This is a genomic window from Halobacillus aidingensis (assembly GCF_900104185.1).
GTDB lineage: Bacteria > Bacillota > Bacilli > Bacillales > Halobacillaceae > Halobacillus > Halobacillus aidingensis.
This window is the reverse complement of the sequence record NZ_FNIZ01000003.1, coordinates 15,993-32,120: the sequence shown is the minus strand read 5'-3', so window position 1 is coordinate 32,120 and position 16,128 is coordinate 15,993. Positions and strand designations below refer to the sequence as shown.

Sequence of the window (16,128 nt, the reverse complement as noted above, 5' to 3'; positions counted from 1 at the left end):
TTAAGATTAATGCTTATGGATATAAAATACAAAAATAGCGTATCATCAACAATAAAGCGTTGATGATACGCTATTCTTTAACGTGACTAAATCAAAGAAACGGTCATCGAAAAGAACCTACACGATTTATGGTGTCAGACCCTCTTACCTGATCGAGACTTACTTATTTTCGCCGATAAACTTTACACAAACCGGTTCCGGAACATGTACATCCGATTGAACAAGAGACAACTTCCCTGTCTCCTTATCTCTTTCAAACAATGTCATCGTATTTGATTTCTGGTTTGTAGCAATCAAAAATTCTTCAGAAGGATCCAATACAAAGTCACGAGGCCAGTTTCCTTCTGTTGAAGTCCATTCGATAAACGTTAACTGGCCAGAATCTTGATCCACTTTATATACAGCGATGGAATTATGTCCGCGATTTCCAGCGTACACAAATTGTCCATCTGAAGAAATATGGATCGCACTTCCGTCATTCGTTTCGTTAAAGTCTTCTGGAATCGTTTTAATCGCTTGTTGTTCTGTGAAACTACCATCTTTCTCATCATAGTGAAGCACAAGAACTTCTGAACTCAGCTCTGTCATGACGTACGCGTATTTTTGGTTCGGATGGAAAGTGATATGTCTTGGTCCACTGCCTGGCGCTGTGTTGAATACTTGAACCTGAGTTAAGTCCCCTTGATCAGCTGCGTAAGTGATGACGCGGTCACTTCCAAGGTCGATCGCGATCACGTATTTTTCATCTGGTGTGAAACCTGCATAATGCATGTGAGGTTTTTCCTGGCGCTCATGCGGACCGGTCCCCTCGTGTTCAACCACGGTAGTTGCTGGATTCAAAGATCCATCTTCATTTGTTAAGTAAGAGACAATATTCGTTGTATGATAATTCGCCGTTACCACCGTGTTCTTATCATGATCGACACTCACATGACACGGCGGTGATCCAGCAGCGGTTTGGATATTTAATTTTGTTAATTCACCCGTTTCACCTTGAATGGAAAAAGCCGTAACGCCACCGTTTTCTCCTTCTTTTGTGACGGCATATAGATTTTTCTGATCGTCACTCACGGTTACATACGTCGGGTTTCCCAACTCAGCAGCTAATTTTACATCTTTCAATGCTTTGGTGTCTGTATCCAGCGTGAATTGATATACACCTTTACTATCCTGTTTCGTATATGTTCCAACATATCCAACAAACTTTGCCATTACGAAAACTCCTTTATATCGGTTGTATTAACATATCCTATCAGATCGACGGTTCTCTTTCATTATCTCATAAACGGTTTCACTTCTAAATCACTTCCATTTCCCCCTTATCTATACCCGGGTTTTCATTACCTTAACGGTACATCCATATCTTGTCATCCAAATCGCAGGGACGTATGATGAACATACAAAGGTGAAAACGAACAGACTGGGAGGTAGGATCATGAGATATAAAAGGAAAGATTACTTCCGCTATGAGTTCAAAGAACCGCTCCACGCTTTTTTCCGTATTCTTAGAGTTGGCAGGAAAGAGGTAAACACTTCAAAAGGTGAGGCACGGATCATAAATATCAGCCCAAACGGGATGAAGTTAAATACAAGCTTAGACCTCCCTCATAGTGATGGGCATGAGGTCAAATTGTCCATCAGCTTTCACCTGAATAAACGACCTTTCCACCTACCCGGGACTGTCGTTTGGAAGAAAAAAATCGCTGGGTACAATTATGGGATCTATATAGACTTGGATGAAACGGAAAGGAAAGGGTTGGTCGAAGCGCTCAAGGTTTACGCCAGCAACCACGACAATAGGAATGAAATATAAACAACGCCTGCTTGGCAGAGCAAAGGCTTCTTTTCCTATTAACTTCCCCGCCTTCTCATTTTATAAAACAGGATCCCTGCAAACCTTTCTACCCTGAACCAAATAAAACCAATAATTCCTTATGTCCCTCCACACACCGCGGTAAAAGGCGTGTGGAGAGATATATATAGGAAACAAAAAAAGCGCAGGGGAACGAAAGCCCGTCTCCCTGCGCTTTAATACAATCATTTAAACTGTCTTGTTGCTTCAACAGCTTTCTGCCAGCCTTTGTAAAGGCTTTGCTGTTCTTCTTCACTCATTTCCACCGTAAACGTACGGTCATTTTCAGACTGCTGCTTAATTTCTTCTTTATCTTTCCAATACCCGACCGCAAGACCTGCCAAAAAGGCTGCACCGAGCGCGGTGGTTTCCTGGACGACGGGACGCTCGACCGGTACGCCGAGGATATCACTTTGGAACTGCATCAGGAAGTTGTTTTTAACAGCTCCACCGTCGACACGAAGCGCTTTCAAATCTATTTCTGAGTCTGCAATCATCGCATCCAGCACATCTTTCGTTTGATAAGCGAGAGATTCCAATGTCGCGCGGACGAAGTGCTCCTTGGTCGTTCCACGAGTCAGTCCGAACATGGCACCTCTGGCATCGCTATCCCAGTACGGTGTTCCGAGCCCTACAAAAGCAGGGACCATATATACACCGTCCGAAGATTCTACGGCTGTCGCCAGCGCTTCTGTTTCCGGAGCGCTTTCAATCATATGCAATCCGTCGCGCAGCCATTGAATCGCAGATCCCGCTACAAAGATGCTGCCTTCGAGCGCATATTCCACTTTTCCATCAATGCCCCACGCAAGCGTTGTCAAAAGACCGTGTTCAGAAGCGACACCTTCTTCACCTGTGTTCATCAACATAAAGCAGCCTGTGCCATATGTGTTTTTCGCCATACCTTTTTCAAAACAACCCTGTCCGAATAGAGCAGCCTGCTGGTCACCAGCAATTCCTGCAATCGGTACTTCCTGGCCGAAGAAATGATAATCAACGGTATGAGCATAAATTTCCGATGATGGTTTCACTTCTGGAAGCATGGACGCTGGGACACCTAGGATGTCCAGAAGTTCTTCATCCCACTTCAAGTCATAAATGTTGTACATCAACGTACGGGAGGCGTTGGAGTAGTCCGTGATATGAGCTTTACCTCCAGAAAGCTTGTACACAAGCCATGTATCAATCGTTCCGAATAAAAGATCCCCATTCTCTGCCTTCTCTCTTGCTCCTTCAACGTTGTCTAACATCCATTTTACCTTTGTTCCAGAGAAATATGGATCTAACAGCAAACCGGTTTTTTCACGGAAAAGGTCATTGTGACCAGCTGCTCGCAGCTCTTTACAAATGTCTTCCGTCTGACGGGATTGCCAGACAACAGCTTTGTGAATCGGCTTCCCTGTGTTCTTATCCCATACCACGGCTGTTTCACGTTGATTGGTAATGCCGATCCCTGCAATTTGATTGGCACTCACATCTGATTTTCTTAACACATCAGCGATACACGCTAACACGGATGTCCATATTTCATTCGCATCGTGTTCCACCCAGCCCGGCTTCGGAAAAAATTGTTCGAATTCTTTTTGTGCGGTTTCGACGATTTTTCCAGCTTTATCGAAAAGAATCGCCCGTGAACTCGTTGTCCCCTGATCAATGGAAAGAATGTACTGGTTTTGCATATCTATCATCTCCTTATAAGAATTAACTGATTTTTTCTTCTAACTTCTCACTATAGGTTTGTTCTTTTTTCAATTCTGAAGCTGCTGCTCCTATGATAACGATTCCAATAACAATCGATAAAATCCAAAAGGCTACGGAAAATTCCTGCATGAATATCGCCTGATAAAAGAGGGCTCCGTAGATTCCTCCCACTGCTGGACCGACGACAGGAATCCAGGCATAACCCCAGTCTGAATCGCCTTTTCCGGGAATCGGAAGTAAAGCGTGGGCGATCCTAGGCCCTAAATCACGTGCCGGGTTAATCGCATAACCGGTTGTTCCACCAATGGACATCCCGATGGCTACAATGAGAGCCCCGACGATGAGTGGATTCAGTCCTTCTGTAAATTCATTCGCACCAATAAATAACAATCCCATTACCAGAACGAATGTTCCAATCATTTCTGTGACTAAGTTCGAAAAAGGACTGCGAATCGCCGGGTCTGTAGAAAATACGGCAAGTTTAGCACCTTTGTCTTCTGTCGCTCTCCAGTGTGGCAGGTAGTTAAGAAAAACAATGCCTGCTCCGATGAACGCTCCAATCATCTGGGCCGTAATATAAAGCGGAACCTTCGACCACGGAAAATCACCAATAGAGGCAAAACCTAAGGTAACCGCCGGGTTGAGATGTGCTCCGGAAAATCCACCTACAGCATAAACACCCATCGTAACGGCAAGCCCCCAGGCAATCGTAATGACGATCCAGCCGGACCCTTCGGCTTTTGAATTCTTCAATACAACACCACCGACAACGCCGCCACCAAAGATGATCAAAATCATCGTGCCAATCAGCTCTGCAACAAATGCTGACATATAGAAAACTCCTTTATTATTTTCTAGTAAGATTGGAACGAAAAAAAAGAGACCCACACTGAATATCCGAACGATAAACGTCCGGTTTCCGTGTGAGTCTCCATATCTCCGTCACATCTTTAACTTGTATCTTTGATTGTACACACCTATGTAAGCGGTGTCAATCAATATTTTTAAATCGCTTTCATATAGGAGTACTGCAGCTCACAGAATTGCCACCTTAAAGAAGGTGATTTTCCGGCAGAGGATACGAGTCTCTCCCAGCAAACTCTACACCCTCCATCCGTGTATACCATAGAGATTATTCCAAAACCAATTAAAATCCTCCTGAACAACCAATAAACACGAACGTTATTGACTGAAATTAATATAATGTTCATTTTATTCTTGTTCATTTCAATTGTGTTTGTTATAGTAGCAACATAGCCAATTACATATCGTACTCGTATATTCTCAGTAATAAGGTCTGAGCGTCTCTACCTGGTTCCCATTGAAAGAACCAGACTACGAGTTAAAGCAATAAAGCTGCGGGACAGAAGCAGCCATTTTTAGCGATGCCGCTAACTCATGCTTTGACTTTTTGTAGTCTGAAAGGTAGAACATCTCCTTTTCAGGCTTTTTTATTTGGGAGAAATGAAGTACACCGATGTGATTGAGTACTACATCAAGGGAGAGCTACTCATGAAAAACATTCGTACCAGCGCATTCTTACTATTTATCACTCTATTCTTTTCTTTCCTGACAGGGTGCCAGAATTCTACTGAGAGTGAAGCATCTGCTGAAGAAAACGAACAGGAAAAGCAACCGATCCTTATCCAGGGCCCGATGCCTATTGAAGCAGAAAATTTCGCAGCAAAGCTTGAGGATGTAGAAGAAGAAACATCCGGAAACTTTGTTTTTTATAAAGGGAAAGTCGATGATTATCCTGTGATTGTCATGAAAACAGGTAAAGGCATGGAAAATACAGCCGCCGCTACAGCGATCGCTATAGAAAAATTCGACCCGGCTGCCATCATCAACCAAGGAACATCCGGCGGTCACGATCCTGATTTGCATGTGTTTGATATCGTCTTAGGAGAAAGAACCGTCAACATTGGGTCACTAAAAACAGGACATAGAGAAGATGGAGAAGGCATTGCCCCTAAAGAGTGGATTCCAATGGACCTTATGGCATCAGAAGGCAGTGCCGGTGAAGACCCTGATGCGGAAAACATCCGTTATTTTGAAGGAGACAAGGTATTGCTGAAAGCAGCAAAAGCCGTCAAGAATACTCACGAAGAAGGAAAAGTCGTAGAGGGTACAATTGGTTCTGCAGACGTCTGGAACAATGAAGTCGACCGCATCCAATGGTTCCATGAAAACTTCGGAACTTCTGTTGAAGAGATGGAAGGAGCCGCTGGCGCACAGATTGCCAAAGCTTATGATGTACCTTACCTAGGCGTTCGCATTTTATCCAATAATAAAACGAATGATGGAGAATATAATCCAGACACGGCGGAAGCGAACCAGGACTATGTCTATGAAGTTGTGAAAAAGTATATTTCTAAGAAAAACTAAATAAACAAGTAAAGCGCAACCTATCAAGTGGGTTGCGCTTTGTTCATATTACACCAGTAAACCCCTCTCTCAATTCCACTTAAAGGGTGGTTCAGGTACTGAATGAAACATTCCCACTAGACACTTTTATCATCTGCTTCGTTTCATTCGCCTCCAAAGCGGACAAAATCACCTGCAATGACTTCATCCCTTCCTCCCCAGTAATCAATGGAGGGCGTTCATTTAGTACTGATTCAACAAAGTGATCAATCACATGAGTAGTCGTTTGTCCACCTGCTTCATTCGTTTGAATCTTATCCAAGCTATAATGGACGCTTTCTCCATTTTTATAGGTGACTTTCAGCGAGTAATCTGGATCGTTTTCCAGCTCCATCATACCCTTTTCTCCATAGATTACGGTAGAGTTATCATTGCCTGAGACGTAAGACCAACTCGCTGTTAAAGTACCGATCAAACCTGAATCCATTTTCAAAATGCAGACAGCATTGTCATCAACGTCTGTGTTTTCTTTGGCAGAGGTTTGGACGAAGGCCCCTATTTCAGATACGTCTCCTAACAAATAACGGATGAGATCCGCTTTATGTACGCCGAGGTCACCCATTGCTCCGACGAAGGCTTTCTCTTTATCAAAAAACCAGCTGGACGCGCCGTCAATGCTCCAGTTTTCAGGTCCACCGTGTCCAAAAGTCGTTCGGAAGCTGTAAATGTTGCCTAGGTTGCCGTTTTCAATGATAGTTTTCGCCTTTTGGTGGGAGGAAACAAAACGTTGATTGTGAGCGATCATCAAGGTTTTCTGATTCCATTCGGCAGCATGGTTCATAGCCTGAGCTTCTTCTAAAGATACCGCCATTGGTTTTTCACAAAGTACGTGTTTACCTTCGTTCAATGCATCTATGGTAACTGAGGCGTGTAAATAGTTCGGCAGACAGACGCTAATCGCATCGACTTCTTCCAGTTTCAACACTTCTTTATAGTCGGTGTATGCTTTGGCTCCATATTTTTGCGCCATTTCTTCTGCTCTACTTTCAACTACATCACAAACCGCCACAATTTCTACATTCTCGTTTGCCTGGTATTCAGGTAAATGGCGTTTCTGCGCAATACTTCCACAACCAATGACACCTACTTTAAAATTTCCCATACGATTATCATCCTTTCGTTTCGAGTAATGTTGATAGCATTCCAGAGCTTTGTAATTGAATTTGTTTCCCCGATTCTGAGGATGCGTGGAAGGCGTGCATCGCTTCCAACACATGCAGGGCCTGTCTTCCATTCACTTTAAATGACGTTTGGTGCTGAATCGCGTCTACCATTTCAGCGATGCCCAACCCTCTACTGTTCTCGGAAAACGGATGGGTTAATTCGACCTCTGTCCATTGCTCGTCATCCTTCTTCTTCATAAATACAGGACCACCAAAGGTGTTAGGATCCGGCACTTTCAACGTCCCTGTCTCTCCATAAATCTCAATCAGAGGAGTATCTGTTGCTGGGACGTCAAAACTCATCGTCATCGTAACTACAGGACCTTTTTCAAATTGTAAGATCCCGGAGTAATGCGTCGGGGTCTCCACATTCAGCTTGGTTCCCTTTTTGGAGCCTGTAAGTATTCTTCTTTCTGCTGGGTTCGTTTTAGCAATCGCCATGACGGATTGGATCGGACCCAGCAATTGAACAAGAGTTGTTAAATAATAGGGGCCCATATCGAAGAGAGGACCTCCGCCTTTTTGATAAAAGAACTCCGGGTTTTCGTGCCAGCTTTCAGGACCTAGTTTAAGCAAAAACGCAGACCCTGCTGTTGGTGTTCCAATTGCACCTTCTGTAATCAAGTCCTGGCATGTTTGGATGCCTGCACCAAGGAAAGTATCCGGCGCTACACCCACTTGTAAGTTTTTCTCTTCTGCCAACTCTATGATTTTGCGACCGTCTTCTAAATCGACAGCCAAAGGTTTTTCACTGTACACATGTTTGTTATGGTTTAAAGCATTTAATGTGACTTCCGCATGAGCCGCTGGTGGAGTTAAGTTGACGATCAGGTCGATATCCGGCCGGCTCATCATTTCTTCAACGGAAACGTTTGAAATGTGATAGAGATCTGCTTTCTTTTCAGCTAGTTTATCGTCAAGGTCGGCACATGCGACAATATTGAAAGTTGAATGGATCGCGCTATTTTTAAAATAGATATCGCTGATGTGACCGCACCCGACGACACCAATGTTCAGGGGTTTCACTAAAGACACCTCTCTTTTCTATTCTTTTACTGCTCCTCCCGCCAGTCCTTTAACCACTTTTTCCTGGGAGAAAAGATAAATCATAAGGATTGGCAGGCTGGCAAGTGTTAACGCTGCCATGAGACCTGGGATGTTGACGGAAAATTCGCCTCTGAAATCCTGGAGCCCAAGGGGAAGAGTCATACTTTCAGGACTGGAGATGAGCACTAAAGCAAAAATGAATTCATTCCATAAGTGGATGAAGTTATAGATCAACACGGTCATCAGAGCGGGAGTCAGCATCGGAAGAATGACCCGCCAGAATACACCGAAATGTGTACATCCATCCATCTTTGCTGCTTCTTCGAGCGACTTTGGAATCTCCTGCATGAACTGCGTCAAAATAAAGATGGAGATCGGTAAACTAAAGGCAATGTATGGACCAAGCAGAGCCCACAATGTATCGTAGAGACCAATGTTTTCCGTAAGTTTGAATATAGGGATCAATGTTGCATGAATCGGCAGCATCATCCCAGAGATGAAAATCAGAAATAACACACGGTTAAATTTGAATTTCATACGGCTTAGCGGGTAACTGGCAAGGGAAGCGATAAACATGACTATGATGACTGCAAGGAAGCTGATTAAGATACTATTGAAAAAGTAGCGGGTTAACCCCATTTCAAAAACCGAGGCGAAATTTTCAAGGTTAAATGACGTAAAGAAAGAGAAAGGGGCCTCAAAAAAGCTTGACTGATCTTTCAAAGCTGTCGACAACATGTAAAGAAAAGGGAAACCAGTGAAAACGAGCAGCAGCAATGCAATTACATACAGGGGGATTTTCTTAAATGTAGCTGTCATGAATACGCTCCTCTCTTTTTACGATAAAAGTCCAGCATTTGAATGATGATCGTGACGACTAAAGCGATAAAGAACATCAGGAAAGCGATGGCGCTTGCATAGCCCATATTGAAATTGATAAAGGCCTGTTTGAACATATATGTTCCCATTAATTCCGTGCCGTGGTTTGGCCCGCCGCCCGTCATGATATAGAAGATATCAAAAGCTTTTAATGATCCAACGATCGCTAGAATCGATGAGCTTACGATGGTAGGCATGAGCATAGGTAAAGTAATATGAATGAATTTCGTCAACGCATTCGCTCCATCCATTTTCGCTGCTTCATACAATTCTTCCGGAATGCCGACAATCGCAGCTTTAAATAGAATCATATAGAAAGGGGCGAACTGCCAGACAACAACAAGCAAAACGGCAAACATAGCGGTATCTGCCTGACTTAACCAGGAGACACTTTCAAAGCCTAAGAGCGTGACCAATTGATTGATGATTCCGTTGATCGGATCATACATGAGCACCCATAACAGTCCGATTGCGACCGTTGACATGAGAAAAGGGAAAAAGTAAACACTGCTCATAAAACGAATGCCTTTGATCGGGGCAAATAACATTAATGCCATTAAAAGTCCTAAGGGAATTTGTACAAAAACTGATACGATCACGACCCAGGCATTATTGGTTAATGAAGTCCAAAAAACTGCATCCTGAAACAGTTGAATGTAATTGGCGAAGCCCACAAACGTCATCTCACTCATTCCATCCCACGCATGAAGACTATACCGGAACGTGGAGAAAATCGGATAAAGAACGTACACCGCATAAACGATGAAAGCAGGAGCAATGAAAAGCAGGATGGTAAGCGCATCTCTGAACTTGACGTTCGTACTTTTGGTCTTTGACTTCGACATCGTTCGTGATCGCGCCATTTTATTCACAAGTGTTTGCACATGATCTCTCCTTCCATTGATAGGAGGAGGGGAAAGCCCCCTCCTTTATTCCAGTTCTTCCTGAGCTTTTTCCTCCATCTGTTTCGCCGCTTCTTCTGGTGTCATATCCAAACCAAAAATTGCCTGTGTCGTATCCTTGTGAAGCTCAGCAAGTTCCGGTGGAAGTGTCTGATCATAAGGCATTTGCAGATGTGTTGCCTGTTCGACGACATCATAGAACTGGCTTGTGAAATCATCGGTTGGAACGACTCCGCTAACGGCTGTCAGTGATCCGGTGCGATCCGTATAATTGCGCGCGGTTTCTTCACTTGTCAATTCTTTCATTAGTTCTTTCGCAAGTTCAGGGTGTTCTGTGTTTTTCGCTGCTGACCAGACCGGGCCTGTCGCTGCACCTACATGTGTTTGGTCCCCTTGGCCGCCTTCAACTTTCGGGAAGACGAAGAAATCTAATTTTTCTTCAAAATCAGGGGCTTCACTACGTACGTTGTTCAAGAAGGAGATGGTCATGTCCATCATGGCTGCCTGTCCAGAGTACAAGAGCTGTCTGCCTGTCCCTTCATCGTAAGGTACACCGTTAAATCCTTCATTAAAGGCATCTTTCTTAACCATTTCCTGTATGTACTCTCCTGCTTGTACATACGCTTCATCATCGAATCCTTTCCCTTCACGATTGAAAGCGCTGTCAAAAAGTTCTGGACCAGCAATCCGACTTGCGAAGTTCATCAGGTAATACGCACCCGGCCATTTAGTCTTGTTGGCTAAAGCAATTGGAATAATTTCATTTTCATTCAATGTATCAATGATGGTCAGCCATTCTTCATACGTTTCCGGCTCTTCCAGACCGTACTTTTCAAAGATTTCTTTATTATAGAAAACAACATCAATAGAGAGTCCTAATGGAAGCCCGTAAACCTTGTCATCAAATGTCCCATTCGCAAGGGCCAGTTCATTGAATTTAGATGGTTCGATATCTTCCGTAACGTCCATCACTTTGTCCTGATCGACAAACTGCTTCAACCATCCGCCACCCCAGCTATGGAAAACATCAGGAGGATTTCCACCAGACATCGCAACAGAAAGCTTCTGCTTATAAGCATCATTCGGAATTCTTAACACTTTTACATCGACATCCGGATTTTTCTCTTCAAACCTCTCTACCGCTTCTTCATAGATTTTTTCTTTCTCACCAGGGTCGATATGCCAGAATTCAAGAACCTTTTTCTCACTTCCACCTGCATTGCTTGAGGAATCTCCCCCGCATGCTGCCAATACGAGTAACAAGCCAAGCATCATCAAACTACATATTTTTTTCAAAGTAACCGCTCCTTTTTACTTGAAATTAAATAGATGTAACGTTTTGACTTTGTAGATAGCGAAAACTCTTTTGTATGCTCTCCAAGGCAGATCCTTTCGACTGGTCCTGTTCCACGACCCACCATTCCACTTCGTTCGCTGCACCTTTTTCTAAAACGCCTTCGACATCTACCCCGCCTGTGCCTAATTCTGCGAAGAACTGTTCGCCGTCTGTGGTCATGTCTTTCAAATGAACGAGAGGTGTACGGCCCTTAAACTGATCCAACCATGCTTGAGGAGACTCATCCGCTTTCGTTAACCAGTAAATATCAAACTCCGCTTTCACCCATCCAGGATTTGTTTCCGACAGGAGAAATTCCAGCGGTGTGCGGCCATCTTTCATCGGGTGTAATTCAAAATCATGGTTGTGATAGGACAGGCTGATGCCTTCTTCCGAAGAACGGTGTCCTGCTTCATTTAAAATGGAGACGAGACGATGGTAATCTTCATCTGTCCTTCTTTCCGGCGGCAGATGAGGGCACACGATGTGTTTACTTCCCAGAATCTTTTGAGTTTCAATTACTTTTTCCAATTCATTTTCTAACGCAGGAAGGGGAATGTGACTGGATGCTGCCTTGATCCCTAAATGATCAATCAGACTCTTGAGTTCGGTTGGTTGGTAACCTCCATATCCTGCAAATTCCACCCCATCAAATCCAATGTCCGCAACCTTTTCCAATACACCCTTGAAGTCCTTCTCACTCTCTTTTCGTAATGTAAACATTTGAAGCGCAACAGGTATGTTCGTCATCATCAACCACTCCTTTTATTATAAATGTAATCGATTACATTTTGTGAGATAGTTAACATCACACCACCTCTTTCCCTGTTCACTCATTTTTGTAATCGATTACATTTTTACTTAAATTTTTTTCACATAGGTAACAGTTTTTCTTTGTGCTTAGCCCCGCAAGAATCACGAATGATTAGTTTATCTGGGAGAACATGCTCCGTCTGAGATATCGCTTCCCCATTCAGCTTTTTCAAGAGAAGCTCCATCGACCGCTGTCCCATGCCATGTAAGGGTTGAGCAATCGTCGTCAACGATGGGTTGAACATCGAAGCAAACTTAATATTGTCAAATCCAACAACCGCAAGATCTTCAGGAACCTTCACCCCAAGCTCATTAGCAGCATTGATCGCACCAATCGCCATATCATCACTCGCCGCATAAATTGCGGTAGGTACTTCCTTTTGAGAAAGCAGGTCCAACATATGTTCATAGCCCGACTCGTAAGTAAATTCTCCTTCTCGTACAAACTTATCTTCCGGATTCAGTCCATGGTTTTTCATTGCATTTTGATAGCCTTCATAACGGTTTCTAGAAATTAGTGAATACATCGGTCCAGAAATATGAGCGACCCTTCGGTGCCCGAGACGTATTAAATGCTCCGTTGCTTTTTCACTGCTTCTTACGTTGTCGATGGATACAAATGGAATCGTAGGGGTTTCCAAATGCGCTGTTGCGAGTACAATCGGGTATTGATGGCTGATTTCAATCAAGGTTTCCTCATCTAATTTTGGAGAAAGCATAATCATGCCATCGACCTGTCTTTGCTTTAAGTGTTCAATCGACGCATATTCATTTTCCAATTGATTATTGGTATTACGAAGCAATACACGGTAGCCATTTTGTGCTGCTTCCTCTTCAATCCCCCCGACAATTTCAGAGAAAACGGTGTTACTAATGTTCGGAACAAGAACCAAAATCGTGTTTGTTTCTGTTCTTCGAAAATGCCTGGCCAGCATATTCGGTTGATAGTTCAATTGATTAATAGCTTCCAACACTTTCTCCTTCGTACTTGGAGTTACCGTATCCGGATTTCGTAAAACCCTCGATACAGTTGCGGTTGAAACACCTGCTAATTTTGCTACATCACTCATCTTCGGCATGTCTAATTCTCCTGTTCTTACCACCAATGTAATCGATTACATTCAGTGTATAGCATAGAATTCTGAATTGCAAGACAATTTCGTGGTTTTTTTTTATTCATATGAAATGACTTCGAGAAATAAGTCATTCTATCTATGATTACATTTTTCACTTAATGATAAACTCTTTAAAACAGCGCAACATCCACGCTCAAAAGGGGATGTTACGCTTTTCTATCGTGATAGGAGGCCAGGACTAATAGTGTCAGACAACAATGGATACTGCTTACCCATCATTTCGTTCTTGCTTGATTGAAAATTAATTTCACTACCTCTCATATATGGGTGGTTATGAATGGTGTGTTTTGTCATATTGCTCTCCGTAAACCTTCTTCATATGAAAGTAATGAACAAGCCGGATCGTCGGGCGAATGAGCATTTGAATACTTGCAAGAACAAATAGAGTGACACCAAAGTTTTTCAAATGTCCGAAGTAAAAGAAGATACTACCGATCAGAAACCAGAATCCGATCAAGACATCATTGATGGTATAAAGCATATCGTACGTTTTTTTGAAAAAGATATTGTGTTTCCCTATGTGGAGATCTACGTATTTTTCCTTGTCTGAATTTTGGTTCGACATCCTCTCACCTCCTCTAAACCCATTCCCTCCTCCAGCTCGTCTTATAACCTATTGATTTTGTATGAATGGGATATGGATGGCTGTCGTTTTGAATCTTCTCTTCCGTTTTGTGCAACCCACACAAATGTAAGCGCTTATATTTTGTTTTTTCAACGAACGTTTATGGATGAAAACATGATAGGGTAGAACATGGACATTATCAAAGACCGACCTACATAGACGGTTACAACAGGATTAGGAGGGTAATGATGCTAGAGGTATTGAACCAAATCAATGATGTTCTATGGGGAACACCCAGTTTGGTCCTGTTATTCGGGACAGGGTTGTTTTTGACCATTATGTTAAAGGGGCTGCAGTTCAGCAAGCTGTTTTACGCCTTTAAACTCGCATTTACGAAAGAAGATAAAACCGAATCATCCCAGGACTCCCAAGGGGATATCAGTAATTTCAAAACTTTAATGACAGCGCTATCAGCGACAATAGGAAATGGAAATATCGCGGGTGTCGCGACAGCTTTGACGCTTGGCGGTCCCGGAGCGATTTTCTGGATGTGGATCGTCGGCTTGTTAGGAATGGCAACCAAATACTCCGAAGCCCTCCTTGCAATGAAGTATCGAGTGAAGAATGAGAACGGAGAATATTCCGGTGGACCGATGTATTATGTGGAACGAGGCATCGGCAAGAAGTGGAAATGGCTCGCTGTCGCATTTGCGTTATTCGGTGCCTTTGCCGCTTTAGGAATCGGGAACAGCGTTCAATCCAATACCATCTCTGATGTTATGACGGAAAGCTTTCATATCAATGGCTGGTTCACAGGAGCTGTTCTTGCGATATTGACGGGCCTGATCATTTTCGGGGGCATTCAACGGATCAGCACTGTGGCAGGATTTTTTGTCCCGATCATGGCCTTTTTGTATATTGGCGGGGCTTTATTCATTATCATCGCCAACTACGAGGCGATTGTCCCTGCTTTTGAAATGATCTTCCAATACGCATTCAGTCCAGTTTCTGCCGCTGGTGGATTTGCCGGTGTTGTCGTCATGGAAGCTGTCAGAAGCGGTGTTTCACGAGGCATTTTCTCAAACGAAGCTGGTTTAGGTACAGCGGCATTGATTGCTGGTAATGCCAAAACCGATCATCCTGTAAAACAAGCGCTCGTTGCCATGACAGGTACATTCATCGTAACCATCGTCGTTTGTACAATGACTGGACTTGTCCTGATCATGACAGGTTTTTGGGATCCGTCCGGTGGAGCGATCTCAGGTGTCCAACATGCGACTGGCCTCGACGGTGGCGCGCTTACAAGTGCAGCATTCGGGCATGCATTAGGAACGATAGGTGAATACATCGTAGCCTTTTCCGTCATTTTCTTCGGCTTTTCAACGATTGTCGGATGGTACATGTACGGAGAAAAATGTTTCGAATACCTCTTAGGTTTGCGCTACATCGTTCCATATCGTTTCATCTACATTACTGCAACCTTCATGGGTGCCGTCATGCAGCTTGACCTTGTTTGGGCGTTTGCCAACATGGCGAATGCGTTGATGATGATTCCCAACTTAATCGCTTTATTGCTTCTTTATAAAGTGATCGTGAAAGAGACGAACAACTACTTTAATGACTATATTCATCAGCATCACTACACGCGCTCGAAAGCAAGCTAATATTGATGGAAACAACCTGTCTCCGTGCAGGTTGTTTTTCCTTATAGGTCAAAACTAATGTGGAATTTCATTACGCTTCCCTCTTATCCGTCGGAGGAGTCAAGGCTTGTCCTTGTATCTCTATCTCACTCTTCCCAGCGCCATTCATGTATAGTTCAAACCTCTTGGAATCCAGCCTCAATCCTTCTCTATAAAAATGTACCTTCCCTAAGATGTCCACCACTTCGAGAAGCAACTTAGCATTCGATTTCATCTCTGTTCTCAAACCGCCAATACTATAAAATAGGAGTACATCGGCTTTATTCTTAGGTTTTTCTATTATTTTTCTGATTTGCAGCAATTCAAGGCGTTGAAATGGTGAACCTAAATATCCCAAATCACTGAACCTTTTAGTAACATTCAAGTTATTGGCTGAACAGTAATCAAACAACACTTTATCCTGGTGGATAATGCGCTCGACTGGAGTCCATGAGTTTCCAAAATTAATAGACTTCCTGTAATAGCAGAAAACATTTTCCATCCCTTGCCCACATCCCGTTCAGTATAGTAATGAAAGACGCACAAAAAAGCATATGCATCCAACAAGCTGGATTCATATGCTAGTATGGCCTCATTAACCTCTTACATATTCACTACAAACAGA

The 16,128-nt window shown here is 43.2% G+C and carries 15 protein-coding genes and 1 riboswitch; of the genes, 3 read left to right on the top strand and 12 right to left on the bottom strand.

Annotation, left to right across the window (positions count from 1 at the left end):
- Positions 1-159 precede the first annotated feature (159 nt).
- Entirely contained in the window at positions 160-1,212 is a 1,053-nt protein-coding gene (locus tag BLS23_RS03560) for a lactonase family protein (protein ID WP_089651167.1), read from the bottom strand.
- 223 nt (positions 1,213-1,435) lie between these two features.
- On the opposite strand from BLS23_RS03560, the gene BLS23_RS03555 reads away from it, so the two are divergent.
- On the top strand, positions 1,436-1,813 hold the full coding sequence (locus BLS23_RS03555) for a PilZ domain-containing protein (RefSeq protein WP_089651166.1): 378 nt from the start codon (positions 1,436-1,438) through the stop codon (positions 1,811-1,813).
- Positions 1,814-2,037: 224 nt separating this feature from the next.
- Here BLS23_RS03555 and glpK read toward each other — a convergent pair whose 3' ends face one another.
- Both glpK and BLS23_RS03545 read right to left on the bottom strand, forming a co-directional pair.
- Entirely contained in the window at positions 2,038-3,531 is a 1,494-nt protein-coding gene (gene glpK / locus BLS23_RS03550) for a glycerol kinase GlpK (RefSeq protein WP_089651165.1), read from the bottom strand.
- A gap of 22 nt (positions 3,532-3,553) precedes the next feature.
- Positions 3,554-4,384, bottom strand: a complete 831-nt coding sequence (locus BLS23_RS03545) for an MIP/aquaporin family protein (protein ID WP_089651164.1) — start codon at positions 4,382-4,384, stop codon at positions 3,554-3,556.
- Between the two features lie 423 nt (positions 4,385-4,807).
- Positions 4,808-4,911: riboswitch (purine riboswitch) on the top strand.
- Between the two features lie 154 nt (positions 4,912-5,065).
- Between BLS23_RS03545 and BLS23_RS03540 the strand changes: the two genes are divergently transcribed.
- Positions 5,066-5,941 (top strand): 5'-methylthioadenosine/S-adenosylhomocysteine nucleosidase, encoded by an 876-nt coding sequence (locus BLS23_RS03540; protein ID WP_089651163.1) that lies wholly within the window; start codon positions 5,066-5,068, stop codon positions 5,939-5,941.
- A gap of 91 nt (positions 5,942-6,032) precedes the next feature.
- On the opposite strand, the gene BLS23_RS03535 is transcribed toward BLS23_RS03540, so the two are convergent.
- The 8 genes from BLS23_RS03535 to BLS23_RS03500 form a co-directional block, all read right to left on the bottom strand.
- Positions 6,033-7,082 (bottom strand): Gfo/Idh/MocA family protein, encoded by a 1,050-nt coding sequence (locus tag BLS23_RS03535; RefSeq protein ID WP_089651162.1) that lies wholly within the window; start codon positions 7,080-7,082, stop codon positions 6,033-6,035.
- 7 nt (positions 7,083-7,089) lie between these two features.
- Positions 7,090-8,169 carry a Gfo/Idh/MocA family protein gene (locus BLS23_RS03530; protein WP_089651161.1) on the bottom strand — a complete coding sequence of 360 codons (1,080 nt, stop codon included), beginning with the start codon at positions 8,167-8,169 and terminating at the stop codon, positions 7,090-7,092.
- An 18-nt stretch (positions 8,170-8,187) separates the two neighbouring features.
- Positions 8,188-9,009 carry a carbohydrate ABC transporter permease gene (locus BLS23_RS03525; RefSeq protein WP_089651160.1) on the bottom strand — a complete coding sequence of 274 codons (822 nt, stop codon included), beginning with the start codon at positions 9,007-9,009 and terminating at the stop codon, positions 8,188-8,190.
- Positions 9,006-9,953 (bottom strand): carbohydrate ABC transporter permease, encoded by a 948-nt coding sequence (locus tag BLS23_RS03520; protein ID WP_089651159.1) that lies wholly within the window; start codon positions 9,951-9,953, stop codon positions 9,006-9,008. The genes BLS23_RS03525 and BLS23_RS03520 overlap by 4 nt, the downstream gene beginning before the upstream one ends.
- Positions 9,954-9,998: 45 nt before the next feature.
- The gene (locus BLS23_RS03515) at positions 9,999-11,267 is read right to left on the bottom strand and encodes an ABC transporter substrate-binding protein (protein ID WP_089651158.1); all 1,269 of its coding nucleotides are present in this window, start codon (positions 11,265-11,267) and stop codon (positions 9,999-10,001) included.
- 25 nt (positions 11,268-11,292) lie between these two features.
- On the bottom strand, positions 11,293-12,057 hold the full coding sequence (locus tag BLS23_RS03510; RefSeq protein ID WP_089651157.1) for a sugar phosphate isomerase/epimerase family protein: 765 nt from the start codon (positions 12,055-12,057) through the stop codon (positions 11,293-11,295).
- A gap of 122 nt (positions 12,058-12,179) precedes the next feature.
- Positions 12,180-13,199, bottom strand: a complete 1,020-nt coding sequence (locus BLS23_RS03505) for a LacI family DNA-binding transcriptional regulator (protein WP_089651156.1) — start codon at positions 13,197-13,199, stop codon at positions 12,180-12,182.
- Positions 13,200-13,527: 328 nt separating this feature from the next.
- A complete protein-coding gene (locus tag BLS23_RS03500) occupies positions 13,528-13,821 on the bottom strand; it encodes a YrhK family protein (RefSeq protein WP_089651155.1) in 294 nt (97 codons plus the stop codon).
- A gap of 248 nt (positions 13,822-14,069) precedes the next feature.
- On the opposite strand from BLS23_RS03500, the gene BLS23_RS03495 reads away from it, so the two are divergent.
- The gene (locus BLS23_RS03495; protein WP_089651154.1) at positions 14,070-15,485 is read left to right on the top strand and encodes an alanine/glycine:cation symporter family protein; all 1,416 of its coding nucleotides are present in this window, start codon (positions 14,070-14,072) and stop codon (positions 15,483-15,485) included.
- A 70-nt stretch (positions 15,486-15,555) separates the two neighbouring features.
- On the opposite strand, the gene BLS23_RS03490 is transcribed toward BLS23_RS03495, so the two are convergent.
- Positions 15,556-16,005, bottom strand: coding sequence for a recombinase family protein (locus BLS23_RS03490; protein WP_089651153.1), 450 nt, complete (start codon positions 16,003-16,005; stop codon positions 15,556-15,558).
- Positions 16,006-16,128: the final 123 nt, after the last annotated feature.